The sequence below is a fragment of the Citrobacter sp. wls708 genome (assembly GCF_005281255.1).
Classification (GTDB): Bacteria; Pseudomonadota; Gammaproteobacteria; order Enterobacterales; family Enterobacteriaceae; genus Citrobacter; species Citrobacter werkmanii.
Genome location: NZ_SZXE01000043.1, coordinates 95,550 through 120,328 on the forward strand (window position 1 = coordinate 95,550; position 24,779 = coordinate 120,328).

Here is a 24,779-nt window from a genome sequence, read left to right on the forward strand (position 1 = left end):
TGATATGAAAATTGTACAAGCCGCGATGGCGGGAACGCTGGAGTCCAGTGACCTTATGGTGAAGGTCAGTCCCGTCGAGAGCGGGCTGGATGTGGTCATTCACAGCGAAGTGTATAAGCAGTTCGGCGACCGAATTACCGAAGTTGTGTATGAAACCCTGGCTGCGTTCAACATCGAGCAAGGGCAGATCATTATTGATGATAAAGGCGCGCTGGATTGCGTGATCCGTGCCCGTATACAGGCTGCTCTGCTCAGAGGTTCGGCTCGGGAAGATATTGCATGGGAAAAGTTATAATGAAAAAGTTACGTCGCAGTATGTTATTTATTCCGGGTTCAAGTGCCGCCATGCTTTCTACGGCATATATTTATAAACCGGACTCCATTATGTTTGATCTGGAAGATGCCGTAGCGCTAAAAGAAAAAGACAGCGCCCGCCTTCTGGTATTTCATGCCCTGCAAAACCCGATGTACAAAGATATTGAAACCGTTGTCAGAATTAATCCGCTGAATACACCTTTTGGATTAAAAGATCTGGAAGCCGCCGTCAGGGCGGGCGTTGATGTTATTCGTTTACCGAAAACCGACTCTCCGGAAGATATCCACCAGCTTGAACGCGAAATTGTTCGCATTGAAGAAAATTGCGGGCGCCCTGTCGGCTCAACGAAATTAATGGCAGCGATCGAATCTGCCGTTGGCGTTATTAATGCAGTCGCCATTGCGAAATCGTCTGACCGTTTAATGGGGATTGCGCTGGCCGCCTTTGACTATGTGATGGATATGCAAACTGAGCGAGGCGACGGGACAGAGCTGTTTTACGCCCGCTGTGCCGTATTACATGCCGCGCGCGGGGCGGGTATTGACGCTTTCGATGTGGTGTACGCCGATGTGAATGATGAAGCCGGTTTCCTGAAGGAAGTGGATCTGATTCGACGGATGGGCTTCAACGGAAAATCGCTGATTAATCCGCGACAAATTGAAATTCTGCATAACGCCTACGCGCCAACCCAGGAAGAGGTGGATTACGCGCAGCGCGTGATTGCAGCTGCAGAGGAAGGGGAGCGCAACGGACTCGGGGTGATTTCGCTGAACGGCAAAATGATTGATGCGCCGATTATCAACCATGCCCGCGTGGTTATCGAACGCAAAAATGCTTCCGGCATTCGTCAGTAATCCCCCATTACAAGCGACAGGATGAATAATGAAAAACCTAACTGAAACTCTGCACCACATTCCAGACTCCCGTCGTGAGTACGTCGCATTCAGCGGCGCGAACGCGACGACGCCTTATCTTGCTGATCATCAGCAAAAGTACCAGCGCAAACTTTTTGCCAGTGTGGACGATGTTCTGGCCCGCTGCGATCTGCATGACGGTATGACCGTCTCCTTTCATCACGCCTTCCGCGAAGGGGATAAGGTCATCAATTACGTGATGGATAAGCTGGCTCAGCGCGGCCTGAAAGGGATCACGCTCGCGTCCAGCTCGTTAATGTCATGCAATACCCCGCTTATTGAACACATTCGTAATGGCGTGATCGGCAAAATCTATACCTCCGGGATGCGTGGTGATCTGGCGGATGCAATTTCGCACGGTCTGATGGACGAGCCGGTACAAATCCATTCCCACGGTGGGCGGGTGAATTTGATTCAGAAGGGCGAAATTGCCATTGACGTTGCGTTTCTGGCGGTTTCCTGCTGCGATGAATATGGCAATGCCAGCGGCAACGGCGGCAAATCGCAGTGCGGCTCCCTCGGTTACGCCATGGTCGATGCAAAATATGCCAAAAAAGTGGTGTTGCTCACCGAAACCCTGAAGCCTTTCCCCAACTTGCCAGCCAGTATCGTTCAGGATCAGGTTGACTATATTGTGCAGATTGAGAGCGTCGGCGACCCGGCAAAAATCAGCGTAGGCGCCGCCAGGGTCACCAGTAATCCACGTGAGCTGATGATCGCCCGTTCTGCCGCCGACGTGATCGAACACTCAGGTTATTTCCGCAACGGATTTTCCATTCAGACCGGCTCAGGTGCGGCGTCAACGGCGTGTACGCGTTTTATGGAAACCCGGATGCGCAAGCACAATATTGTGGCCCGGTTCGCACTGGGCGGAATCACTGGCAGCATTGTCGATCTGCATCAGAAAGGGTTAATTGAAAAGATCCTCGATACGCAAAGCTTTGACGGTGCGGCGGCAGCCTCCATGGCGGTCAATCCAGACCATGTGGAAATCTCCACTAACGTCTATGCGAACCCGGCCGCAAAAGCCGCCTGCTGCGACAGGGTGGATGTGGTCATCCTCAGCGCACTGGAAGTAGACACCCAGTTTAACGTCAATGTCCTGACCGGCTCCGACGGCGTAATGCGCGGCGCGTCGGGTGGACACTGCGACGTCGCGGCTGCGGCAAATCTCACTATTGTCGTTGCCCCGCTGATCCGCAGCCGCATTCCTACCGTCGTCAGGCAGGTCACTACGCTGGTAACGCCGGGTGAAAGTATTGACGTTCTGGTTACCGACCACGGTATTGCCGTTAATCCGGCGCGCCCCGAAATCCGCGAACGTCTGATCAACGCCGGACTGCCCGTCGTCGACATCGAAGCCTTGTATCAACAGGCACTGCTGATCTCGGGCAAACCTAAGGCGGTTGAATTTACTGACCGCATTGTCGGTGTGGTGCGCTACCGCGACGGCAGTGTGATTGATGTGGTTCGCCAGGTGAAGGAGTAAGTCCCATGACGGATAAAGCCTCGAATGCAAATGTCTCTCTGGAACAGGTTCTGGCTTCCCGGGAGCAACGAGCCCGTCGGCAGCAGGCGTGGCTGTTTCAGTCGGATCATACCGTGGTTTCCGTCACGCTGGTCTGGCCGGGCGAGGTGAAGGACACCGCGCTGGCCAGACGCGTGATGGCCGTTGCGAATCAGGCTCTCGGAGAGCTGTTCCACACGCATCAGTGGAAGGTCTGTCGGCATCAGGCGTTGCACCCGGTCACCGGGCCGGAAGCGCTCTGGTCGGTCGCGGCTCCCGCGTGGATGATTAAACACGTCACGGCGCATCTGGAAGATAACCATCCTTTGGGACGTCTGTGGGATATCGACGTGTTTTGTCCGAAAAAGGGGCTGCTGAAAAGAAATGCCATCCAGCAGCCGATGCGTAGATGCTTTATCTGTCATGAACCTGCTCATGTTTGTTCCCGTTCGCGACGTCATTCGCAGGCCGAGCTAACGCGCGTGATCGAGGAGTTAACCGATGACTACTTCGCTTGCCAGATTTAACGAACCAGACGTTCAGCGCTCCTTTGCTGAGCTGGCTGTCGAGGCCCTGTACCGGGAAATTAATTTAACCCCGAAACCGGGTCTGGTGGATCGCGTAAACAGCGGGGCGCATAGCGATATGAATTTCGCACTGTTCATAACCAGTATCGCGGCGATTGCCCCCTGGCTGTCACTCTTTTTCAACACAGGCAGAGAGACTGCTTATCTTGCTGGCCCACAAACGCTGCGGGCGCTAAGGCCGACTGGCCTGGCCTGTGAGCAGGCGATGTTTACCGCCACCGGCGGGGTGAACACTCATAAAGGGGGGATCTTCTCGCTGGGGCTGCTGTGTGCTGCGGCGGGGCGTCTTACCCAAAGGCATGACGCGCTCACGCAACGCAGCCTGTGCCATGAGACCAGCCTTATCTGTACCGGCATTGTCGAGCAGGAATTGAAAAATAGCGGTATCGCAAAAACGAAGGGAGAGCAGCAGTTTCAGGCATACGGGTTAACCGGGGCAAGAGGGGAAGCCGCCAGTGGTTTCATCACTGTACGCCAGTCAGGTCTTCCGCATCTGCAGACCGCGTTACGTCAGGGAGAATCCGAAGAGGTGGCGTTACTGAGGATGTTGCTGGGCCTGATGGCGGCAAATCCGGATACCAATCTGGTTTCTCGGGGAGGAACCGCAGGGCTGAATTACGCCAGACGTTACGCCAGACGATTATTAAAAATACAGCGTCTCACGGCGGATAAATTAGTCAAGGCGTTATTCAGAATGGACGCGGAATTTATCAAACGGAATTTAAGCCCTGGCGGTAGCGCAGATCTTATCGCCGTTGGATGGTTATTGTCGCAATTTCCAGCCGAATAATCGCGAATAGCGTAACAGGAAAACGTCATGATTGAACAACGCCTGCAGCAGCTCAGAAACGTTTATACCCTTATTCTGGTGCCGGGTCTGAGAGACAGCGATGAATATCACTGGCAAAGCTGCTGGGGGCGACGTTTTCCTTTCTGGAGGCGGATTCAGCAAAAAAACTGGCTAGAACCTGATATTGAAAACTGGGTTTCCGCCATTACCCGCGAGCTGGCGCTTTCTCCGCTGCCCGCCATTCTCGTCGGCCATAGTTTTGGCGCGCTGGCGTCGTGCAGGTTACTGCAAACGCGCCGGGTAAACGTCGCCGGGGTCCTTATGGTCGCACCGGCAGAACCCGCGTTTTTCGGCCTTGAAGAGGCCATTCAACCCGCGTCTTTACCCGTTCCCTGCCTGATGTTTGCCAGCAGAAATGATCCCCTGATGCCTTTTTCGCGCGCGCAATTCTGGGCGGCTTGCTGGGAGGGGCATTTAATCGATATCGGGGAGGCGGGACATATTAATGCCGAGTCTGGCTTTGGCGAATGGCCGTACGGACTCGAACGCTTAACAGAATTTTGTGAACAACTTTAGCTTTAACAGGAGAACCTATGTTAGATGATTATAATCAGCACCAGCATGCGCGTGCTGAATCGGGTATTCCGGCGAAACCCTTAACAGCGCAACAAACTGATGCACTGATTCAACGTTTAATCAATGATGCACCCGTACATCATCCGGAATTAATTCATTTATTGACCCATAGCGTACCACCGGGTGTCGATCCTGCGGCAAAGTTAAAAGCCGAGTTTTTATTTAAGGTGGCGTTGCAGGAATACCGTGTTGACGGGCTTACTCCCGAAGCAGCAACGGCGCTGCTGGGCTCCATGCAGGGCGGCTATAACGTCCAGCCACTGATCGATCTTCTTGAGCATCCCGATCTGGCACCGCTGGCCGCGCAGCAGCTTTCTTCTACGATCCTGATCTTCGAAAAATTCAGCCTGGTTGAGGCCAAAGCACTGAGCGGTAACGTCCAGGCACAAGAGGTGCTGCAGTCCTGGGCAAATGCCGAATGGTTTACCCGCCGTCCGGCCATGGCTGAAAAAATCACCCTGAAGGTGTTTAAGGTTCCCGGTGAGACCAATACCGACGATTTGTCTCCTGCGCCGGAGGCGTGGTCACGCCCGGATATTCCGCTGCACGCGCTCTCCATGCTCAGTAACGTCAGGGAAGGGGTTGTGCCTGATGAACCCGGCGTGCGTGGTCCTGTCCGTCAGTTGGCAGCGCTAAAAGAGGGCGGCTGGCCGCTGGTGTACGTGGGGGACGTCGTGGGGACCGGATCATCACGTAAATCCGCTACCAACTCCATCCTGTGGCACATCGGGAACGATATTCCGTACGTGCCGAATAAACGTAACGGCGGGTTTGTATTTGGCGGCAAGATTGCCCCTATTTTCTTCAACACCCTGGAAGATTCCGGTGCCTTGCCGGTAGAGATGGATGTCTCTGCGCTGACGACCGGGATGCTGATCGATCTTTACCCCTACAAGGGCGAAATTCGTGAAACAGAAAGCCAGCGGCTGGTGACAACCTTTACCCTGAAAACCGAGGTGCTGCTGGACGAAGTGCGCGCCGGCGGGCGTATCCCGCTGATTATCGGACGCAGCCTGACGGCGAAAGCGCGTGAATCCCTGAAGCTGGCGCCTTCCGAGGTATTCCGCAAGCCCGCGTTAGTTGCGCCTTCCGCAAAAGGTTTTACGCTTGCACAAAAAATGGTGGGTAAAGCCTGCGGCGTCGCGGGGATCCGACCTGGACAGTATTGCGAGCCGAAGATAGCGACCGTGGGTTCTCAGGACACCACCGGCGGGATGACGCGTGACGAGCTAACCGACCTCGCATGTCTTACGTTTTCAGCTGATCTGGTGATGCAGTCGTTCTGCCACACCTCTGCATATCCTAAGCCAGTAGATGTTCAACTCCATGAAACCCTGCCGCAGTTTATCACCAGCCGTAACGGAGTTGCGCTGAAACCTGGCGACGGCATTATCCACTCATGGCTTAACCGCATGCTGCTGCCGGACACGGTTGGTACAGGCGCTGACTCCCATACTCGCTTCCCGCTGGGGATCTCCTTCCCTGGTGGTTCCGGGCTGGTGGCGTTCGCTGCCGCGACGGGTATTATGCCGCTGGATATGCCTGAATCAGTACTGGTGCGTTTTAAGGGCGAGATGCAGAAAGGGATCACCCTGCGCGATCTGGTGCATGCCATTCCGCTGTATGCCAAAAAGCAGGGGCTGTTAACGGTCGAGAAAAAGAATAAGCGCAATATTTTCTCGGGCCGGATCCTCGAAATTGAAGGGTTGGAAATGTTGAGTGCAGAGCAGGCGTTTGAACTGGCTGATGCCTCTGCCGAGCGCTCCGCTGCGGCCTGCGTTATGCGTCTGGCGGAAGACAATGTCGCGCAATATTTGCGCTCCAATGCGGCCCTGCTGCGCTGGATGGTTAAGCAGGGTTATGAGAACGCCGCCACGCTTGAACGCCGTATTGCTGAGATGGAGGCATGGCTGGCTAGCCCGTCGCTGCTGTCTGCCGATCCTGACGCGGAATATGCTGCTGTCATTGATATTGATCTTAATGAAATCACCGAACCGGTAGTCTGTGCCCCGAACGATCCGGACGATGCCCGGTTACTTACTGAGGTTGCCAGCACGCCCATTGAAGAGGTCTTCATTGGTTCCTGCATGACAAACATTGGTCATTTCCGCGCTGCGGGTAAAATCATGGCCGATGGCAGCGAAAACCAGGCGCGCTTGTGGCTGGCGCCGCCGACTAAAATGGATGCCCAACAACTCTCCCGTGAAGGCTATTTTAGTCAGTTTATTAAATCAGGGGCGAGAATCGAGCCTGCGGGCTGTTCCCTGTGCATGGGAAACCAGGCGAGGGTTCGCGAAGGCAGTAACGTGGTATCGACCTCGACGCGAAATTTCCCGAATCGTCTGGGAACGAATGCTAAAGTATTTCTTGCCTCCGCAGAATTAAGCACTGTCGCGGCCATGTTGGGTAAAATGCCCACCGTTGAAGAATATTTTAGCTATACCGATAAGCTTTATGACGCACATGAGGATATCTATCGCTATCTCAGTTTTGATACCTTAAGTGAATATCAAATCACGGAAGGCGATAATATCAAGGTTGTGAATCTGTAATATTTATCATTTGTTTAATAAATGTATTTAGTGTGTGGAGGCTCCTCTGCGGAGCGGCCTCTGCTATTCAGGGACCCTTTTCTCATGGGTGAGATATGCTTAAATCGAATATTTTAAAAACAATCTTGCTTGCCGTGATAATATTATTATCAATATTTATTCCTCCGCCTGATGGATTAACCAAAGAGGCGTGGATACTGGCAGGAATATATTTATCCGCTATCGTTGGGCTGGTTATTAAACCCTATCCTGAACCCGTTATTATGCTGGTTGCGGTTGCGTTAACCTGTTTTACCGTGACAAAATTTCCGGATTCACCCGTCAAATCACTGGATGTGCTGAGCGGGTACGCGTCAGGCACCACCTGGCTGGTGTTTAGCGCCTTTACGCTGAGTGCGGCATTTGTCACTACCGGCCTCGGGAAACGGCTTGCATACTGGTTTATCCTTAAATTTGGCAGTACGACGCTGAGACTGGGGTATGTTACCGCCTTGCTGGATTTGGTGTTGGCGCCTGCGACGCCCTCAAATACCGCGCGGGCAGGTGGGGTGGTTTTCCCTATTATTAACAGCATCGCGACAGTATTGGGCTCAACGCCAAAAGAGTCACCCAGCAAAGCTGGCCGTTATTTAATGGTCAACGTCTATATGGTCACGAAAACGACCAGCTATATGTTTTTAACGGGCTTTGCCGGTAACGCGTTAGCGCTACAGCTCATTTCAGATATCTTCCATATTCATATTAGCTGGATCGGCTGGATGCTGGCGGCAGCACCGTTGGGGTTATTGATGCTGTGTATCATTCCCTATATCTGCTACCGGGTTGCTTCCCCGGAAATTAAAAAAATTGATAATGTCGCTATTGCGACCAACGGACTTCAAAGTCTTGGGGCAATGAGCCTCAAAGAGAAAGGGCTGGTGGTCATTTTTGTCGCTGCATTATTGGGCTGGATCTTCTCACGTAAACTTGGACTCAATGAATCTGCGGTCGCCATTATCGCAATGGGAGCGGCACTGCTGTTTAATATTATTGGCTGGAGTGATGTCCAGAAAAATAAAGGTGGCTGGAATACCCTGATGTGGTACGGGGGCATCATTGGTCTGAGCGCAACCCTGAGCAAGGAGGGATTTTTCCGCTGGCTGGCCGATTTCATGTCAGCACATCTGGATTTTCTCAGTGCCGGGAATATGACTATTGTGATTATTGTGTTTCTCAGCGTGCTGGTGCGCTATTTCTTTGCTTCCGGCGGGGCATACGTCGCAGCAATGGTACCGGTCTTTGCCACTGTAGGCCTGGTCACCGGAACGGCACCTGTTTTGCTGGCACTTGCCATCCTATTTTCCAACTCCTACGGCGGTTGCATCACTCACTATGGTGGCGCGGCGGGGCCGATTATCTTTGCCGCAGGGTATAATGACATTAAGTCGTGGTGGACAATCGGTACTATCGTGGCATTGTGCACGTTTGTGCTTCACATGCTCGTCGGTATTCCCTGGTGGGGGTTCCTGATACAGCACGGTATGCTGCAGTCTTAATCGCCCGGTGGCGGCTACGCCTAATCTTGGCTGGAAAGGCTAAAACTGTAGGTCGGGTCAAGCGTAGCCGCCACCCGACCACATCACTATTGTGACGTATTCGTAAGCAATAAATTACGTGGCTTGCTCTCAGCCCTTCGCCCGCTCCAGATTTCCTTTTCCTGAAGTCATCCCTTAGAAAAGTTAAATAGCAGCATCGACATCCGCTGGTAGTGTACCGTTCCCTTCCCCCAGAGCGCGTTGCAGCAAAACTGTATCCAGCCAGCGACCATGCTTGAAGCCAACGTCTTTCAGCGTGCCTATTTCTGTAAATCCGACCTGCTGATGAACTTTTAACGATCCCTGATTATTGCTGTCGCCGACCATGGCAATTAATTGTCGATAGCCGTGCGTTTCGGCCCAGTCAATAACATGGCGCAGTAACGCACTTCCCGCCCCTTGACGCTGTGCCGCCGGGTCAATGTAAATCGAATCTTCGAGGGTATAGCGGTAAGCGTAGCGTTCACGATAACGAGTGAGATAACAATATCCGATGACCTTGTCTTCCTGCAGGGCGACAACCCAGGGCAGCCCCAGACTATGAATTTTTTCCAGACGAGCCAGCATTTCGTGGGTATTCGGTGGGGTGGTTTCAAAGCTGCCAGTACCGTGAATAACGTGGTGTGCATAGATATCGCGTATGGCGGGGATGTGTTTTTCTTCTGCATTAACGATTTTCATTAGACCAGCTCCCATTGGCGTCTTTTTTCAGATTACCTGAAAGTCTGAAGGGAAGGTAAGCGCAAAAAGTTATGCTTCAATCAGCTGTTCATAATGAAATTAGGCTTGTTAATTGTAAGGGTAAAGAATTGATTGTGGCTGATGCTGACGATAGCAAGCCAGGGTGATAAATAAAAATATTAAATAGGAAAACTGATAATTTCCCACACCGACATTGGCGGATGGAAAAATACTAACGTTCAATCATAAATTAATAAAGTACTTTAATATCATGATATTATCACTGTACCTAATTATTATTGCGGCTGTACCCTTAATTTTATTTCATCAACACTGCCTGCAACCTAAAAATACGTTATAGTGCTTATCTTGTTATCTGAACACTTGTTATCAGAACTTTCTCTATTCATACCAAATAGTTACCATGCGAACAGTTACAGAGGGTAGTTATGTCATCCGGCAATAGTTAACATCGTCACATGACTTCTCCACGGGAAATTAATCTAAATCCAGAATTCAATCCCAAGAGTATTAGAATAACTTAGTCTAAAATCCTTTTTTTGCCTAAGCATTATCTTATTACATAGCCACGAACTACGCTGAGTGATAAAATTCTCGAGTTTATGCCTTCTTTCCAATGATTAGAGGACGAGGCACAGGTAGTCAATAAGACGAAAGAATTAATTGCTTCATAACCCTATTACGAAATAAGCGGCAGTGCGTCTTACATGGTCGGCAACCGTCAGGGATTGACTGTAACTTATTGAAAACGCTTATTTTCACTATGATGTAAGATATAAGGGCAGATATGTTAAGTATGCGTCGACATGCCAACTTCATTAAACGTTTTAAGTCTGTAAGCTGTTTATTTACGGCAAGCATTCTTTTCCCGATGCCAATCTTTGCAGCGGTATCAGATTATGACGCTTTGGTTATTGAAGCGCGGGGAGGTAATAGCGCACCGCTATTACGTTTCCTTGAGGATCAGGGAAAGAAAAGCGCGCTAACGCCAAATCAGGTTGCCGACTGGCTGCAAGTTTCCAGTTGGGTCGATAACAACGATAAAACCACAATTGAAATCTGGCAGCAGTATCGTGGACAGATGAATGTACCTGCCCGGGGCAAAGTCGCCGCTGCACGAGCATATCGCAACCAGAAGAACTGGAATGATTCTTTAGCCATCTGGGAAAGCGTTTTACAGGAAGAGCCTGATAACGTAGATGTACGTACCGGCTGGATAATGACGTTGGCGGATGCTCGCTACAATCAGCAAGCCCTTACTGAAGCGAATAAATGGGCGCAGGCGCATCCCGGGGCTGATTCTGATGCGCTACTTGCCTATGTCTACCATTCGCAGGGAAAAAACTGGGATGCATTGTTAGTTGCCAGCCAGGCGGATGACGTCGATCCAGGCAACAAAAATGCAAAATCCACATTACTGTCTGCGCTGTCAGCAAACCGCGTTTCCGGGCCCGCCTTAAATATGGCAGAGGTGGTACCAACTGCCGATCCGGTGAAACGTCGCCTTGAGCTTGATGCGGCGGCTGAAATGGTACGTTCCTCTTATACCTCTGCGCGTAATGAAGAAGAGCGTTTTATCGTGGCTGATAAAGCGCTGGCCCGTTATGACCAGTTGCTGACTGCCTGGAAAGATGAGCCTTCTGCGCAGAATGATGTCCGCCGGGCCAGAATTGACCGCATGGGCGCCTTGCTGGTCCGTAAACGCACTTCTGAAGTGATTAGTGAATACGAATCGCTGTCTGCGAGCGGCGAGGTGCCAAACTACGCAAAACGCTGGGTAGCATCGGCATGGTTAAGCGAACGGCAGCCGGAAAAAACCGAAGCGATGCTGATGAGCATCTACTATCCGAACGGACCGATTCCGGTTACGCCGCTCGGTCCTGAGGATCAACAGGATCTGTTCTACGCGCACATCGATAATGAAAACTTTGATGCAGCTAAAAAACAGGTCGATGCGTTAATTAAAGACAGCCCATATCTGCGACGCATCTATGGTTCGCCAACGCCGCAGCCAAACGATAACTGGCTGCTGGGACAGTCGCTGCTGACGCAATATCATATCGCTGCCAATGAACTGCCGGAGGCAGAAAAACTCGCAGAGCATCTGGCGCGAACAGGCTCGGGTAACCAAGGGCTGCGCATATCCTATGCTTCTGTTCTTGAAGCCCGTGGACTGCCGCATGCGGCGGAGAAAGAGCTTAAACTGGCGGAAGTGATTGAGCCCAGTAACCTGGAACTGGAGCGTCAGCAGGCCTATGTGGCGCTGGATCTCCAGGAGTGGAAGCAGGCCGATGAACTGACGGATGACGTTATTGCTCGCAGTCCGGATGATGAAGCGACGCTGCGCCTCGCACGCATGCGTGATGTGCATAAAATGTCGGAAGTACGTATTAGCGGCACGCAGGGTATCTCGTCCGATAGCCCGGTCAGCGGTAAGAATGATTTCAACATCAACACGGCCATTTACAGCCCGCCAATTAATGACAACTGGCGACTGTTTACCGGATTCAACTTCGCGACCGGCGAGTTTGAGGAAGGGAAAGGGATTAGCCGCGATCTGGCGGCAGGTGCGGAATGGACTTCCCGTGATTACTGGGCCGAAATGGAAGTGTCTGGCCGAAACTATGGCGATGGGCAGAAAATAGGCGGTCGTCTTTCCGCCTGGCATGATTTCAACGATAACTGGCGCGTGGGCGGTTCGGCCGAGCGTCTTTCGCGCAACACGCCACTGCGCGCGCTGCGTAGCGGCGTATATGCCAACAGCGGCGATTTGTTTGTTCGCTGGTATCAAAACGAACGACGTGAATACCAATTGTCGTTTGCCGCATCACATTTCTCGGATGGTAACGATCGCATCGAATATGGGCTGAGCGGAAAAGAGCGCATGTGGACCACGCCGCGCTTTACGCTGGACTTTACTCCGGGTATCGGTGGGAGCACCAACACTAAAGAGAATGTGCCGTATTACAACCCTAAGAGTGATTTTTCCGTTGTGCCAGGCCTGAGCGCGGAACAGGTTCTTTACCGCCATTATGACACCGTGTGGACCCAGCAAGGCATAGCCGGAGTGGGTGGCTACTGGCAGCAAGGTGAAGACGTTGGCGCTATCGTTCAGGTGGGATATGGACAACGGCTCAAATGGAACAACGTCGTAGATGGCGGGGTGATGCTGGTTTGGGATAAACGCCCCTATGACGGTAAACGTGAGCGGAATATCTCCCTCGCTTTCGATTTAAATGTCAGGTTTTAAGGATTGTTCATGCTGAAAAGATGCCTGTGGCTTAGCGCATTAATCGCTGGCTGGTTGATGATTACCGCGTGCAGTAGCGCGCACAATACAACGCCTCGCTATGTTCCTCCCGCAGAGAGAACGCCGTTGACGGCAGATCATCCATGGCCGAAAAACAGCTTCCTGGTGCTCGGCTATCATGATGTTGAGGATGGCGCCGCCGACCAGCGCTACCTCTCCGTGCGCACCAGCGCGTTGAGCGATCAAATGGCCTGGCTGCGTGATAATGGCTATAACCCGATTAGCGTGCAGCAAATTCTGGACGCTCATGACGGTAAAATTGTGTTGCCGGAAAAAGCGGTCTTACTCACCTTTGACGACGGATACAGCAGTTTTTATACCCGCGTCTGGCCGCTGCTGAAAGCCTACAACTGGCCTGCGCTCTGGGCTCCAGTGGGCAGTTGGGTTGATTCTCCAGCCAATAAAAAAGTCGATTTTGGCGGCTTAATGACGGCGCGAGATAAATTTGCCACCTGGAAGATGGTCGAGGAAATGGGCAAATCGCCGTTGGTGGAAGTGGGGGCGCACACCTGGAACTCGCATTTCGGCGCTGAGGCGAACCCGCAAGGAAGCAAAGAACCTGCGGTGGCGAATCGCCTTTTCGATAAGAAAACCGGGACTTACGAAACCGACGAACAGTACAATCGTCGCATTAATACTGATATCTCGCTGATCACCAATAAGATTAAATCAGTAACCGGGAAATCGCCGCGCGCGTGGGTGTGGCCTTATGGTGCGGCTAACGGCACCACCTTAAACCTGGCCAAAGAACATGGCTATAAGATGGCCTTTACGCTCAATGAAGGGCTGGCGAACGCTGCGTTTCTTGATGATATCCCGCGCGTACTGATCTCTGATAACCCGTCTCTCAAGCGCTTTGCCAGTCAGGTCGCTCAGGTACGTGAACCACAAACGATGCGTGTGATGCACGTCGATCTGGATTACGTGTATGACAAAGATCCTGCCCAGCAGAAGCGAAACATCGATAAGTTGATCCAGCGTGTTTATGACATGCGCATTTCTCATGTCTTCCTGCAGGCGTACGCCGATCCTAAAGGCGACGGGAATATTCGCGAACTCTATTTCCCTAACCGCTGGCTGCCGATGCGTGCCGATCTCTTTAACTATATCTCGTGGCAGTTACAAACGCGGGCCGGGGTGACGGTATATGCCTGGATGCCGGTACTGGCTTTCGACCTCGATGCTTCCATTCCACGCGTGACGGCATGGGATCCGAAAACAGGACGTACTGCGATCAATCATGAGAACTATGTGCGTCTGTCTCCCTGGGACAGCGAAGCGCGTAAACGTATCACTGAAATCTATGAAGACCTGGCGAAGCATGCCAGCTTCAAAGGGATTTTGTTCCACGACGATGCTTTCCTGACGGACTTTGAAGATGCGTCACCGGAGGCGTTAGCCGCCTACCGCGCCGCAGGGCTTCCGGGAAGTATTGAGCAAATCCGTAGCAACCCTCAAACCTTCGAACGCTGGACGCGTCTGAAAAGTAAGATGCTGATCGACTTCACCAAACAGTTGACCCGCTCAGTGCGCAATATTCGCGGTCCGCAGGTGCAAACTGCCCGCAATATATACGCCATGCCGGTACTGGAGCCTGAAAGCGAAGCCTGGTTTGCGCAAAACCTGAATGATTTCCTCAATACCTATGACTGGACGGCACCCATGGCGATGCCATTCATGGAGCAGATCCCGGCTAATGATGCCAATGCCTGGCTCGACAGATTAGTCAATGCCGTTGCACAAACGCCCGGCGCGCTGGACAAAACCGTGTTTGAACTGCAGGCACGAGACTGGCGTAAATCCGGGGACGAGGCAGAAATCAGTGGAAAACAAATAGCCGAATGGATGCGCCAACTGAAACTAAGTGGTGCAGGTAACTACGGCTATTATCCGGATGATTTCATCAGCGACAAACCTGAGATGTCAGAGATTCGCTCGACGTTCTCCTCATACTGGTACCCGCAAAAATGACCGATCGCATTATTGCTTTCCTGATACTTTGCCTGATGTTCAGCCTGCCGTTTGGCGTGGCTGTCATCTTTACAGGTGAAGTCATGTTGAACTTCGTCTTCTTCTGGCCTTTATTCATGTCTGCATTATGGATAAGCGGCGGGGTCTATTTCTGGTTTTATCGTGAGCGTCACTGGAAATGGGGAGACGATACACCGCCACCGACGCTGGAGGGAAATCCGCTGGTTTCCATTTTGATCCCCTGCTTTAACGAAGGGATCAACGCGCGGGAAACCATCGGCGCTGCGATGGCACAGCGCTACAAGAATATCGAAGTGATTGCCATTAACGACGGTTCAACGGACGATACGCACGATGTTCTGGAACAGTTGGCGATTGAGTACCCCAGCCTGCGCGTCATTCATCTGGCTGAAAACCAGGGCAAAGCGCTGGCGCTCAAAACGGGCGCGGCCGCTGCGCGCAGCGATTACCTGGTGTGTATTGATGGCGATGCGTTACTGGATCGCGATGCCGTGGCGTATCTGGTCGCTCCGCTGATCCAGTTCCCACGCGTTGGGGCGGTAACCGGCAACCCGCGTATTCGCACCCGTTCCACGCTAATCGGTCGTGTGCAGGTCGGTGAGTTCTCTTCCATTATCGGCTTAATTAAGCGTACTCAACGAGTCTATGGTCAGATCTTTAGCGTCTCTGGCGTAGTTGCGGCGTTTCGTCGTCGCGCGCTGGCCGAGGTGGGGTACTGGAGCCCGGACATGATCACCGAAGACATCGATATCAGTTGGAAACTGCAGTTGCGCCATTGGTCGATATTCTTTGAGCCGCGCGCGCTGTGCTGGATCCTGATGCCTGAAACGTTAAGAGGGCTGTGGAAGCAGCGCCTGCGCTGGGCGCAAGGCGGGGCGGAGGTGTTTATTGTTAACATGCGCCGTCTGTGGTCGTGGGAGTTTCGTCGCATGTGGCCGCTATTTTTCGAGTTCTGCTTTTCTACCACTTGGGCATTTGCCTATGCGATCAGTATCGTGCTGTTCCTGCTGGGACTGATGATCCCGATGCCGGACTCGCTGTATGTTCAACATCTGTTCCCGCCAGCCTTTACCGGACTTATTCTCGGCGTGGTCTGCTTAATACAGTTTGCGATAAGCCTGATGATTGAACGACGCTATGAAAAAGGCATTGGCGCCTCATTGTTCTGGATAATCTGGTTCCCGGTGGTGTACTGGCTGTTGAGCCTGTTTACCACGTTGGTGTCATTCCCGAAAGTGATGCTCAAACGCAAACGCGGCAGGGCGCGCTGGGTGAGTCCTGACCGTGGAATAGGGAGGATCGAATCATGAGTCAGCCGCTGATCTTTACGGAGCGGCGTCTGTTGCCGCGCATCATTGACGTTCTGTTAACGATTTTTGCCTGGGTTGGATTTTTATACTTAATCTACAAAGGGCTGATTACGGCCCTGGCGCATTCACCGTATATGGGCGTGCGTCCCTTTTTCACCACACTGGATACGGTCACGTTTTACATCCTTGTCGCGCTGGTCAACGGACTGGTGCTGATCGGCTGGGCGAAATACAACCAGTTTCGTTTTCGGGTGGAGCGTCGCAGTCGCAGACCAGGACTGGAAGACCATGAGCTGGCGGAAAGTTTACGTATTACCCGTGAACTGGTTACAGAGTTGAACAAAGCGAGGGTGCTGACGGTCCATCACCATGAGAATGGCGAAATCAGTCATATCGATGTGGACAAGCACATCGCCGATAACCGCCTGCCGCCGCCGACGCCTGCAATGCTGGAATATTTGCCGCCGGAGCGGGAGCCATTGTTACAGAAAAGGCCCGAGTGATATTTCTGCTACCCGCCACTTCCTTCAGCCTCGCATCGGTCTATGATTAGACTCAGACAATAAAAATGCGAGGTAATGTCGTGGAAAAGGAACTACTGGAGGCAGGTTACCGGGCCTATACCGGCGAGAAGATTGACGTCTACTTCAACACGGCGATATGTCAGCATTCAGGAAACTGCGTGCGGGGAAGCGCGAAGCTTTTCAATCTGAAACGCAAACCCTGGATAATCCCCGATGAAGTGGATGTCGCGACGGTTATTAAGGTCATCGATACCTGTCCAAGCGGTGCGCTGAAATATCGCCAGAAATAAGTGAGGGAACCATGGAAATTCTTGCAGGCCACAACAAATTTTATGTCAACGATGCTGAAGGCAATCAGGTTGCCGAGATTGTCTTTGTGCCGACGGGCGAGCACCTGAGCATCATTGAACATACCGATGTTGACCCCAGTCTGAAAGGTCAGGGCGTCGGCAAACAGCTGGTGGCGAAGGTGGTGGAGAAAATGCGCGCTGAAAATCGCAAAGTGATTCCGCTGTGTCCGTTTGCCAAACATGAATTTGATAAAACCCGCGAGTACGACGATATTCGCGCCTGAAGTCTGATTTCCGCCGGATAGCCTTATCCGGCATATCACTCCCGATGCAACAAATCCTGATAAATGCCCGTCAGTACCCCTTGCGGGCCAAACTCTTTTTTAATCCACTGAGTGACTCGACCGGTTGCCGAATGCTGGGTTGCCAGCAGCATCCGTGAATCCTGACGCGGATTGTGGATCTGTCGCGTGACCAGCAGCGACTTTTCCATCGCTTCGCGCACCATATAATCCGGTAAAAAACCGATGCCTTCGCCCAGAATTTGGCACTGACATTTGGTATTAAAATCTGGAACCAGAATCGACTCCTGGCCGTGTAACAACCACCCGACCTTTTTGTTAATGGTGTGGGCGGTGTCTTCCACCATAATGTTCGGATACAAACGCAACTGGCTCTCAGAAATCGGTTCAGGCATAAAAGCCAACGGATGATCCGGGGCAATGGCAAACGACCAGCGAATAGCGCCGATCTCGGTATAATCAATCCCGCCGCCGTCCAGTAACGTATCGGGCGCGCCAATGGCGATATTGGCAAGATTGTTGATGATCGAATCCCAGACGCCGTTATAGACCTCGGTGGTGACGGTTATCTGGCAGGTAGGGAACTGTTTCTTGAGTACCTGCAGTAGCCGCGCCGTATGCTGTGGGGTGTACAACAACTGGTTAATACAGATGCGCACCCGGGCTTCAATACCCTGAGCGATGGTATCAATGCTGCGCTTAATCGCGTGGAAGTCGTTGAGCAGGTCGGAGGCCTTGCGAAACAGATAGCGACCAGACTCGGTCAACTCAATGCTTCGGGTGCTACGCGTAAACAGCACCACATCGAGCCCCATCTCCATGCGTTTAATGGTGTAGCTAATAGCCGATGTGGTTAAGCCCAGCTCCTCCGCAGCCTTGCTGAAGCTGCTGTAGCGGGCAGCCATGGTAAATGCCAGCAGATTTTCCTCGGTAAAAATGGAATTCATCTTTTCTCCCCTCAGGCTACCAACACGCCCCGCCGCATAATGATTGTTGAATGTATTTGTAATCCTTATACAGAGCAATCAGTTTTGAACAGAATTTAACACTAGTTTTACATTTGATTTGAAGGCAATCACACTTCTGCATATTAATTGCAGGCCGCTATCCGCGCAGCATACCGCTTGATTTACCCGACTATTCATGAGTGGCAAAAAACGCCCCAGCCATAAGGGAAAGATTGCACTACAGCACGCTTTGCTCTCATTGTTAAATTTTATTCAATAATTGACGCGCTTACGATGAATGAAATTTAAGCGGATGTTATTCTCTACACTCTGTTGCTATTCTCAGCTTATCGGATATTTAGAAAGTCTAAAAAACTGCAGGAGAGCAATTATGTCAGAGAAAGAACTCATTACTGAATTTCTGCTGGCGGCAGAACAAGGTAATGCCGATGGATTAAAATCCTGTCTGGCAAAAAATGTGGATATTAATGCCACGAACCGCCAGGGACGTACCGCCATTATTATTGCCAGCCTGAATAAGCATTATGACTGTGTTTCTTTATTGATTGCCGCCGGTGCCGATATTAATAAACAGGACCAAACCTGTTTTAATCCTTTCCTGATTAGCTGCCTGACGAACGATTTAACGCTGCTGCGTACCGTATTACCTGCTAACCCCGACCTTAACTGCCTGAGTCGTTTTGGCGGCGTAGGCATTACGCCAGCCAGTGAAAAAGGTCATGTGGAGATCGTGCGCGAGCTGCTGCTGCGTACCGATATCAATGTCAACCATACCAACTTCGTGGGCTGGACGCCGCTTCTGGAAGCCATTGTGCTTAATGATGGCGGCGCGAAGCAGCAAGAGATCGTCAAGCTGCTACTTGACCATGGCGCAAACCCACATATGACGGATAAATACGGTAAAACCCCGCTGGAACTGGCGCGGGAGAAAGGTTATCACGAAATTGCCGAGCTGCTGATTGCCGCCGGAGCCTGACAGAGGAGCGCCGCTATCGCTACGCCATCACGGCGATGCGTACAGGCGCTAACCGCAGATAGCGCGTTTCTCGCTTTCCGGGGGACGGGGCAAGTTGAACAGGTTTTTTCCCGCGCGGTGAACCTGTTGATACCTGACCAGCAGCGACTGTTGACGTTGCTGAGTGAAGGTTGTGATAACGCGCCTAATAGCTGTCGACTGGCGCTGACGCATTGCGCGAACCTGTTTCTCCCCGGTGAGCAGGTCAGATTTACCGAGTCGGGGATAGCCGTTGGCAAAGATAAATGGATAGAGACCTCTGGTTGCCTGCCGTGGCGCATACCACAGTGGGCACCAGATGCAGTCACCCTCGCCGCAGTCCACTGGCAGCGCTGGGAAGAGGTAATCCGCCAACAGTTAAGCAGCGACGACACATTATTTTTGTATCAGGGGGACAACCCGTTTTATCAGGAAATCACCCGTCAATTACTCAACCGCCGACAGACACTAATAGCGGCGCTATATACGGGAGTAAATATTTCAACAGCGGCCAGCCATTTAATTGGTCTGGGAATTGGCCTGACGCCATCATCCGATGATTATTTAGTGGGCTTAAGTGCCATTTTATTAATCCCAGGACATCCGCTGGAGAAATATCGTGGGGATTTTTTAGCGGCATTACAATGCGCCGGAAATAATACGACGCTACTTAGCAAAATAACGCTCGAAGAAGCTTTGCATCAACGTTATCGGGAAAGCGTCGTGCGGCTGCTGCAGCATATTATTACTGAGCAACAACCCGTTTCTACGCAATATATTACTGACATTAAAAATATCGGCTCAAGTTCTGGCTGCGACATGCTGTATGGCATGGCGGACGCCTGCGCCCTGAGCCACAGGTCCGGAGGGAATTATGTCGATCAGGATAGTTGTTAAAAAGAACACGTATTTTGATTCCGTTTCACTGATGTCTATCTCCACACGCGCCAATAAGCTCGATGGCGTTGAGCAGGCATTCGTGGCGATGGCTACGGAAATGAACAAGGGCGTGCTGAAGAATCTCGGCCTGCTGACGCCTGAACTGGAAGAGGCCAAAAGTGGCGACCTGATGATTGTCATTAAAGGCGCCAGCGAGGCGGCGAACGACCAGACATTGGTCGCAATTGAAGATCTGTTTACGCATAAAGAGCAGGGCGGCCAGCATGAAGCGCGCTATGCCACGCTCGCCAGCGCGAAAAAGCATGTTCCTGACAGCAATCTGTCGGTGATCTCGGTCAACGGTTTGTTTGCGGCGCGTGAAGCGCGTCAGGCGCTGCAAAATAACCTCAATGTGATGCTGTTCTCTGACAACGTTTCTCTTGAGGATGAACTGGCGCTAAAACAGCTGGCGCACGAAAAGGGGCTGTTGATGATGGGGCCAGACTGCGGAACCGCCATTATTAACGGCGCGGCGCTGTGCTTTGGCAACGCGGTACGTCGCGGCAACATTGGGATTGTGGGCGCATCCGGCACCGGCAGCCAGGAACTGAGCGTGCGCATTCATGAATTTGGCGGCGGGATTTCCCAACTGATTGGCACCGGTGGTCGCGATCTGAGTGAGAAGATTGGCGGCCTGATGATGCTTGATGCGATTGGCATGCTGGAAGCCGATCCGCAAACCGAAATCATTGCGCTTATCTCTAAACCTCCTGCCCCAGCGGTGGCGCGCAAGGTGCTGGAGCGTGCGCGCGCCTGCCAAAAGCCAGTCGTGGTGTGCTTCCTCGGACGCGAAGCCGCGCCTGCGGATGAACAAGGTCTGCAGTTTGCACGCGGTACCAAAGAAGCGGCGCTGAAAGCGGTGCTGCTGACCGGCGTGAAAAAAGAGAGCCTGGACCTGCATCCGCTCAACTGGCCGCTGATTGAAGAGGTCCGCGCCCGCCTGACCCCACAGCAAAAGTACATCCGTGGCTTATTCTGCGGCGGCACGTTGTGTGATGAGGCGATGTTTGCCGCCATGGAAAAACACGCGCAGGTTTACAGCAACATTCACCCCGATCCGGCGTTCCGCCTGAAAGATCTCAACCGCAGCGTGGCGCATACCTTCCTTGATTTCGGTGATGACGATTTTACCAACGGTAAACCACACCCGATGATCGATCCCACCAACCGTATCAGTCGTCTGTTGCAGGAGGCGCGCGATCCTGAAGTGGGCGTGATCGTGATGGATTTCGTGCTTGGATTTGGATCGCATGAAGATCCGGTCGGGGTGATGCTGGACGCGATCGTTGAAGCCAAAGCGATCGCTGCCGCAGAGGGTCGTCCTCTGGAAATCCTCGGCTATGTGCTGGGAACCGATCTCGATACGCCGTCGCTGGAAAAACAGTGCCAGATGCTGACCGATGCCGGGGTTATCTGGGCGAGCAGTAGTACCAACACCGGATTGCTGGCGCGTGAATTTATCTGTAAAGGGGAGGAAGCCTGATGAGCCAGACACTGTTTAACCAGCCGCTGAACGTGATTAACGTCGGCATCGCGATGTTCAGCGATGACCTGAAAAAGCAGAACGTACCGGTAACCCAGCTTGACTGGACGCCGCCGGGCCAGGGCAACATGCAGGTGGTCGCGGCGCTGGACGACATTGCTGATTCGCCGCTGGCGGACAAAATCGCGGCCGCTAACCAGCAGGCGCTGGAGCGCATCATCCAGTCACATCCGGTGCTGATTGGTTATGACCAGGCCATCAACGTGGTGCCGGGCATGACCCGCAACACCATTTTGCACGCCGGCCCGCCGATCCGCTGGGAAAAAATGTGCGGCGCGATGAAGGGCGCGGTAACCGGGGCGCTGGTGTTTGAAGGGCTGGCGAAAGATCTGGATGAAGCCGCCGAACTGGCCGCCTCGGGGGAGATCATCTTCTCTCCGTGCCACGAGCATGACTGTGTTGGCTCGATGGCGGGTGTGACGTCGGCGTCGATGTTTATGCACATCGTGGAGAACAAAACCTACGGCAACCGCGCATATACCAATATGAGCGAGCAGATGGCGAAGATCCTGCGCATGGGGGCGAACGATCAGAGCGTTATCGATCGCCTGAACTGGATGCGCGATGTGATGGGACCGATGCTGCGTGATGCCATGAAACTGGCGGGCGAAATCGATCTGCGTCTGATGCTGGCGCAGGCGTTGCACATGGGCGATGAATGCCATAACCGTAACAACGCCGGGACGGCGCTACTGATTCAGGCGCTAACGCCGTGGATCATCCAGACCGGTTATCCGGTTGAGCAGCAGCGCGAGGTATTCGAGTTCGTCCTCAGCAGTGATTACTTCTCCGGGCCGACCTGGATGGCGATGTGTAAAGCCGCGATGGACGCTGCACACGGCATTGAATACAGCACCGTGGTCACGACGATGGCGCGTAACGGCGTCGAGTTCGGTCTGCGCGTCAGCGGGTTGCCGGGGCAATGGTTTACCGGTCCGGCGCAGCAGGTGATTGGCCCAATGTTCGCGGGCTATAAGCCGGAAGATTCCGGGCGCGATATTGGCGATAGCGCGATTACCGAAACCTATGGCATTGGCGGTTTTGCCATGGCGACGGCGCCTGCCATTGTGGCGCTGGTCGGCGGTACGGTCGAGGAGGCGGTCGATTTCTCTCGCCAGATGCGCGAAATCACCCTCGGTGAAAACCCCAACGTTACCATTCCGCTGCTCGGTTTTATGGGCGTACCGACTGCTATCGACATTACGCGCGTGGGCAGCACCGGCATTTTGCCAGTGATCAACACCGCCATTGCGCACAAAGATGCGGGGATCGGCATGATCGGCGCCGGAATCGTTCACCCGCCGTTCGCCTGTTTTGAAAAGGCGATCCTCAACTGGCGTGACCGCTACTGCTAATAACAACAACCGGGGCTAACGGTGTTAGCCCCACAGTAGCAAAGCGCAAAACGTTGCTTACCTGCAGGGCTGGGCGATCTCCGCGATCGCAAACGATGCTTAACCTGTTAAGGATATTCCATGAACAGCATAAAACTAGAATGGAAACGTGGTGACTGGGCGGCTTACTTTGGGCTGATGACCAACAACCTGACGAACCTGCTGACAATGATGGGGCTGCTCATTTTTGTCGTCGGGATCCCAACCGAAATAGTCTATGGCCGCATTGCGCCTGCCTTTGGCCTGGCGGTGCTGGTGGCCAGCGTCTGCTACGCCTGGTTTGGCCTGCAAATGGCAAAACACACCGGACGTAATGACGTAACGGCGCTGCCGTCCGGGCCGAGCGCACCGTCGATCTTTACCGTGACCTTCCTGGTGCTGATGCCGGTTTATCAGCAAACCAAAGATGCCAACTTCGCCATCCAGATTGCGCTGGTATGGTGCTTTGTGGAAGCGTTAATCCTGGTGGGCGGCTCCTTCCTGGGCGAGACCATCCGCAAGATGATCCCACGAACGGTACTGCTCTCTTGTTTATCCGGCCTGGGCCTGCTGCTGTTGGCGATGAACCCAATGCTGCAGGCATTTGAAGCGCCAACCGTTTCTTTCATCGTCCTGCTGCTGATCTTTATTAACTGGTTCGGTAAGAAGCCGATTTTTGCCCGTATTCCTACCGGTTTGCTGCTGCTGATTGCCGGGACGGCCCTGGCGTGGATCTCGGGTTTGCAAAGCCCGGAAGCGATTAAAGCGTCGATGTCTTCTTTTGGCTTTAACCCGCCGGAAATTCATGTCGACAGCTTCCTGCAAGGGTTGCCGCACGCGCTGCCGTATCTGGCGTCTGCGGTGCCTCTGGGTCTGGCGAACTACATTTTTGACCTCGAAAACATAGAAAGCGCGCACGCCGCAGGCGATGAGTACAACACCCGTAAGGTCATGATGGCGAACGGTTTTGCCTCCATGCTCGGTTGCATGCTGGGCAACCCGTTCCCGGTGACCGTGTATGTCGGCCATGCAGGCTGGAAGGCGATGGGCGCCAGCATTGGTTACACCCTCGCTTCAGGCATCACCATGTTCCTGGTACCGCTGTTTGGTCTGGGGGCGTTTATGCTCGCCATTATTCCGATGACCGCGATAGTGCCGATTTTGGTGTTTATCGGCGTGGTGACCGCCAACCAGGTGGTGCGAGAAACGCCCAAAGTCGAGGTTCCCGTTATCTTCATCTGTCTGTTCCCATGGATCGCTAACTGGGCGCTAACCATCGTTAATAGCGTGATGGGCGCGGCCGGTACGTCAGCCGGTAAGCTCGGTAGCGACCTGCTGCACAGCAAAGGCGTCTATTACGACGGGCTGGTGCATCTGGGAAGCGGCGCGCCGCTGGCCAGCATGCTGTGGGGCTGTGTCGCCATCTTCGCCATTATGAATAAGCCGCTGCGTGGGGCGATTGCCGCCGCCTTTGGCGCACTGCTGTCGCTGTTTGGCGTGATCCACTCCCCGGCGGTCGGCTTTGCAGAGGGCAGCTCAATGATGTTTGTGCTGGCCTACCTGATGATGAGCGGCATGTTTGTCCTCAAGCATGTGCTCGACAGCCGTGAAGCGGTGACTGCGCCTGAGCAGCAACCGACAAAATCCACCTGAATC

Annotated in this window: 21 protein-coding genes; 19 read left to right on the forward strand and 2 right to left on the reverse strand. The window is 52.9% G+C overall.

The genetic code is table 11. The features are described from left to right. Positions 1 to 4: 4 nt before the first annotated feature. The 8 genes from citD (at position 5) to FDW97_RS21775 (ending at position 8,837) form a co-directional block, all read left to right on the forward strand. A complete protein-coding gene (gene citD, locus FDW97_RS21740) occupies positions 5 to 295 on the forward strand; it encodes a citrate lyase acyl carrier protein (protein ID WP_110496928.1) in 291 nt (96 codons plus the stop codon). Continuing rightward, the gene (gene citE / locus FDW97_RS21745; protein ID WP_038633430.1) at positions 295 to 1,170 is read left to right on the forward strand and encodes a citrate (pro-3S)-lyase subunit beta; all 876 of its coding nucleotides are present in this window, start codon (positions 295 to 297) and stop codon (positions 1,168 to 1,170) included. Before citD ends, citE begins: the two co-directional genes overlap by 1 nt. Before the next feature lie 28 nt (positions 1,171 to 1,198). Further along, complete coding sequence (gene citF, locus FDW97_RS21750; RefSeq protein ID WP_038633427.1) at positions 1,199 to 2,719, forward strand: citrate lyase subunit alpha; 1,521 nt, start codon at positions 1,199 to 1,201, stop codon at positions 2,717 to 2,719. Between the two features lie 5 nt (positions 2,720 to 2,724). Then, positions 2,725 to 3,264 (forward strand): citrate lyase holo-[acyl-carrier protein] synthase, encoded by a 540-nt coding sequence (gene citX, locus FDW97_RS21755; RefSeq protein WP_038633424.1) that lies wholly within the window; start codon positions 2,725 to 2,727, stop codon positions 3,262 to 3,264. After that, complete coding sequence (gene citG / locus FDW97_RS21760) at positions 3,239 to 4,114, forward strand: triphosphoribosyl-dephospho-CoA synthase CitG (RefSeq protein WP_137347463.1); 876 nt, start codon at positions 3,239 to 3,241, stop codon at positions 4,112 to 4,114. The genes citX and citG overlap by 26 nt, the downstream gene beginning before the upstream one ends. A 27-nt stretch (positions 4,115 to 4,141) precedes the next feature. Next, positions 4,142 to 4,690 carry an alpha/beta hydrolase gene (locus FDW97_RS21765; RefSeq protein WP_137351611.1) on the forward strand — a complete coding sequence of 183 codons (549 nt, stop codon included), beginning with the start codon at positions 4,142 to 4,144 and terminating at the stop codon, positions 4,688 to 4,690. A gap of 17 nt (positions 4,691 to 4,707) precedes the next feature. Further along, positions 4,708 to 7,302 carry a bifunctional aconitate hydratase 2/2-methylisocitrate dehydratase gene (gene acnB, locus FDW97_RS21770; RefSeq protein ID WP_137351612.1) on the forward strand — a complete coding sequence of 865 codons (2,595 nt, stop codon included), beginning with the start codon at positions 4,708 to 4,710 and terminating at the stop codon, positions 7,300 to 7,302. A 95-nt stretch (positions 7,303 to 7,397) separates the two neighbouring features. Beyond that, positions 7,398 to 8,837: an anion permease gene (locus FDW97_RS21775; protein WP_038633412.1), complete on the forward strand. Its 1,440-nt coding sequence runs from the start codon at positions 7,398 to 7,400 to the stop codon at positions 8,835 to 8,837. 183 nt (positions 8,838 to 9,020) lie between these two features. Here the strand turns inward: FDW97_RS21775 and FDW97_RS21780 are convergent, their stop codons facing one another. Then, positions 9,021 to 9,557, reverse strand: coding sequence for a GNAT family N-acetyltransferase (locus FDW97_RS21780; protein ID WP_137351613.1), 537 nt, complete (start codon positions 9,555 to 9,557; stop codon positions 9,021 to 9,023). An 808-nt stretch (positions 9,558 to 10,365) separates the two neighbouring features. Between FDW97_RS21780 and pgaA the strand changes: the two genes are divergently transcribed. The 6 genes from pgaA to FDW97_RS21810 all read left to right on the forward strand — a co-directional run bounded on the left by pgaA (position 10,366) and on the right by FDW97_RS21810 (position 17,288). Beyond that, positions 10,366 to 12,828 (forward strand): poly-beta-1,6 N-acetyl-D-glucosamine export porin PgaA, encoded by a 2,463-nt coding sequence (gene pgaA / locus FDW97_RS21785; RefSeq protein WP_137347466.1) that lies wholly within the window; start codon positions 10,366 to 10,368, stop codon positions 12,826 to 12,828. Between the two features lie 9 nt (positions 12,829 to 12,837). Further along, positions 12,838 to 14,859 (forward strand): poly-beta-1,6-N-acetyl-D-glucosamine N-deacetylase PgaB, encoded by a 2,022-nt coding sequence (gene pgaB, locus FDW97_RS21790; RefSeq protein ID WP_087856768.1) that lies wholly within the window; start codon positions 12,838 to 12,840, stop codon positions 14,857 to 14,859. Further along, positions 14,856 to 16,190 carry a poly-beta-1,6-N-acetyl-D-glucosamine synthase gene (gene pgaC / locus FDW97_RS21795; RefSeq protein ID WP_034167705.1) on the forward strand — a complete coding sequence of 445 codons (1,335 nt, stop codon included), beginning with the start codon at positions 14,856 to 14,858 and terminating at the stop codon, positions 16,188 to 16,190. Before pgaB ends, pgaC begins: the two co-directional genes overlap by 4 nt. Beyond that, the gene (gene pgaD / locus FDW97_RS21800; protein ID WP_034167704.1) at positions 16,187 to 16,693 is read left to right on the forward strand and encodes a poly-beta-1,6-N-acetyl-D-glucosamine biosynthesis protein PgaD; all 507 of its coding nucleotides are present in this window, start codon (positions 16,187 to 16,189) and stop codon (positions 16,691 to 16,693) included. Before pgaC ends, pgaD begins: the two co-directional genes overlap by 4 nt. A 65-nt stretch (positions 16,694 to 16,758) precedes the next feature. Then, complete coding sequence (gene yjdI / locus FDW97_RS21805) at positions 16,759 to 17,004, forward strand: 4Fe-4S mono-cluster protein YjdI (RefSeq protein ID WP_160955400.1); 246 nt, start codon at positions 16,759 to 16,761, stop codon at positions 17,002 to 17,004. A gap of 11 nt (positions 17,005 to 17,015) precedes the next feature. Next, positions 17,016 to 17,288 (forward strand): GNAT family N-acetyltransferase, encoded by a 273-nt coding sequence (locus FDW97_RS21810; protein WP_003033869.1) that lies wholly within the window; start codon positions 17,016 to 17,018, stop codon positions 17,286 to 17,288. 35 nt (positions 17,289 to 17,323) lie between these two features. Here the strand turns inward: FDW97_RS21810 and FDW97_RS21815 are convergent, their stop codons facing one another. Next, positions 17,324 to 18,253, reverse strand: coding sequence for a LysR substrate-binding domain-containing protein (locus FDW97_RS21815; protein ID WP_038633395.1), 930 nt, complete (start codon positions 18,251 to 18,253; stop codon positions 17,324 to 17,326). A 391-nt stretch (positions 18,254 to 18,644) separates the two neighbouring features. Here FDW97_RS21815 and FDW97_RS21820 point away from each other — a divergent pair, with 391 nt between their 5' ends. The 5 genes from FDW97_RS21820 to FDW97_RS21840 all read left to right on the forward strand — a co-directional run bounded on the left by FDW97_RS21820 (position 18,645) and on the right by FDW97_RS21840 (position 24,776). Continuing rightward, positions 18,645 to 19,250 carry an ankyrin repeat domain-containing protein gene (locus FDW97_RS21820; RefSeq protein WP_038633392.1) on the forward strand — a complete coding sequence of 202 codons (606 nt, stop codon included), beginning with the start codon at positions 18,645 to 18,647 and terminating at the stop codon, positions 19,248 to 19,250. A gap of 126 nt (positions 19,251 to 19,376) precedes the next feature. Then, positions 19,377 to 20,165: a DUF2877 domain-containing protein gene (locus tag FDW97_RS21825; protein WP_137351690.1), complete on the forward strand. Its 789-nt coding sequence runs from the start codon at positions 19,377 to 19,379 to the stop codon at positions 20,163 to 20,165. Continuing rightward, positions 20,143 to 21,690 (forward strand): acyl-CoA synthetase FdrA, encoded by a 1,548-nt coding sequence (gene fdrA / locus FDW97_RS21830; RefSeq protein WP_137351614.1) that lies wholly within the window; start codon positions 20,143 to 20,145, stop codon positions 21,688 to 21,690. The genes FDW97_RS21825 and fdrA overlap by 23 nt, the downstream gene beginning before the upstream one ends. Continuing rightward, positions 21,690 to 23,105, forward strand: a complete 1,416-nt coding sequence (locus FDW97_RS21835) for a DUF1116 domain-containing protein (RefSeq protein ID WP_038633386.1) — start codon at positions 21,690 to 21,692, stop codon at positions 23,103 to 23,105. Before fdrA ends, FDW97_RS21835 begins: the two co-directional genes overlap by 1 nt. A 120-nt stretch (positions 23,106 to 23,225) precedes the next feature. Further along, entirely contained in the window at positions 23,226 to 24,776 is a 1,551-nt protein-coding gene (locus FDW97_RS21840; RefSeq protein ID WP_038633383.1) for a hypothetical protein, read from the forward strand. Positions 24,777 to 24,779 lie beyond the last annotated feature (3 nt).

What these genes read in the sequence shown, in the direction of transcription:
- citD (WP_110496928.1), top strand. Translation starts at nt 5, where the DNA reads ATGAAAATTGTACAAGCCGCGATGGCGGGAACGCTGGAGTCCAGTGAC.
- citE (WP_038633430.1), top strand. Translation starts at nt 295, where the DNA reads ATGAAAAAGTTACGTCGCAGTATGTTATTTATTCCGGGTTCAAGTGCC.
- citF (WP_038633427.1), top strand. Translation starts at nt 1,199, where the DNA reads ATGAAAAACCTAACTGAAACTCTGCACCACATTCCAGACTCCCGTCGT.
- citX (WP_038633424.1), top strand. Translation starts at nt 2,725, where the DNA reads ATGACGGATAAAGCCTCGAATGCAAATGTCTCTCTGGAACAGGTTCTG.
- citG (WP_137347463.1), top strand. Translation starts at nt 3,239, where the DNA reads ATGACTACTTCGCTTGCCAGATTTAACGAACCAGACGTTCAGCGCTCC.
- FDW97_RS21765 (WP_137351611.1), top strand. Translation starts at nt 4,142, where the DNA reads ATGATTGAACAACGCCTGCAGCAGCTCAGAAACGTTTATACCCTTATT.
- acnB (WP_137351612.1), top strand. Translation starts at nt 4,708, where the DNA reads ATGTTAGATGATTATAATCAGCACCAGCATGCGCGTGCTGAATCGGGT.
- FDW97_RS21775 (WP_038633412.1), top strand. Translation starts at nt 7,398, where the DNA reads ATGCTTAAATCGAATATTTTAAAAACAATCTTGCTTGCCGTGATAATA.
- FDW97_RS21780 (WP_137351613.1), bottom strand. Translation starts at nt 9,557, where the DNA reads ATGAAAATCGTTAATGCAGAAGAAAAACACATCCCCGCCATACGCGAT.
- pgaA (WP_137347466.1), top strand. Translation starts at nt 10,366, where the DNA reads ATGTTAAGTATGCGTCGACATGCCAACTTCATTAAACGTTTTAAGTCT.
- pgaB (WP_087856768.1), top strand. Translation starts at nt 12,838, where the DNA reads ATGCTGAAAAGATGCCTGTGGCTTAGCGCATTAATCGCTGGCTGGTTG.
- pgaC (WP_034167705.1), top strand. Translation starts at nt 14,856, where the DNA reads ATGACCGATCGCATTATTGCTTTCCTGATACTTTGCCTGATGTTCAGC.
- pgaD (WP_034167704.1), top strand. Translation starts at nt 16,187, where the DNA reads ATGAGTCAGCCGCTGATCTTTACGGAGCGGCGTCTGTTGCCGCGCATC.
- yjdI (WP_160955400.1), top strand. Translation starts at nt 16,759, where the DNA reads ATGCGAGGTAATGTCGTGGAAAAGGAACTACTGGAGGCAGGTTACCGG.
- FDW97_RS21810 (WP_003033869.1), top strand. Translation starts at nt 17,016, where the DNA reads ATGGAAATTCTTGCAGGCCACAACAAATTTTATGTCAACGATGCTGAA.
- FDW97_RS21815 (WP_038633395.1), bottom strand. Translation starts at nt 18,253, where the DNA reads ATGAATTCCATTTTTACCGAGGAAAATCTGCTGGCATTTACCATGGCT.
- FDW97_RS21820 (WP_038633392.1), top strand. Translation starts at nt 18,645, where the DNA reads ATGTCAGAGAAAGAACTCATTACTGAATTTCTGCTGGCGGCAGAACAA.
- fdrA (WP_137351614.1), top strand. Translation starts at nt 20,143, where the DNA reads ATGTCGATCAGGATAGTTGTTAAAAAGAACACGTATTTTGATTCCGTT.
- FDW97_RS21835 (WP_038633386.1), top strand. Translation starts at nt 21,690, where the DNA reads ATGAGCCAGACACTGTTTAACCAGCCGCTGAACGTGATTAACGTCGGC.
- FDW97_RS21840 (WP_038633383.1), top strand. Translation starts at nt 23,226, where the DNA reads ATGAACAGCATAAAACTAGAATGGAAACGTGGTGACTGGGCGGCTTAC.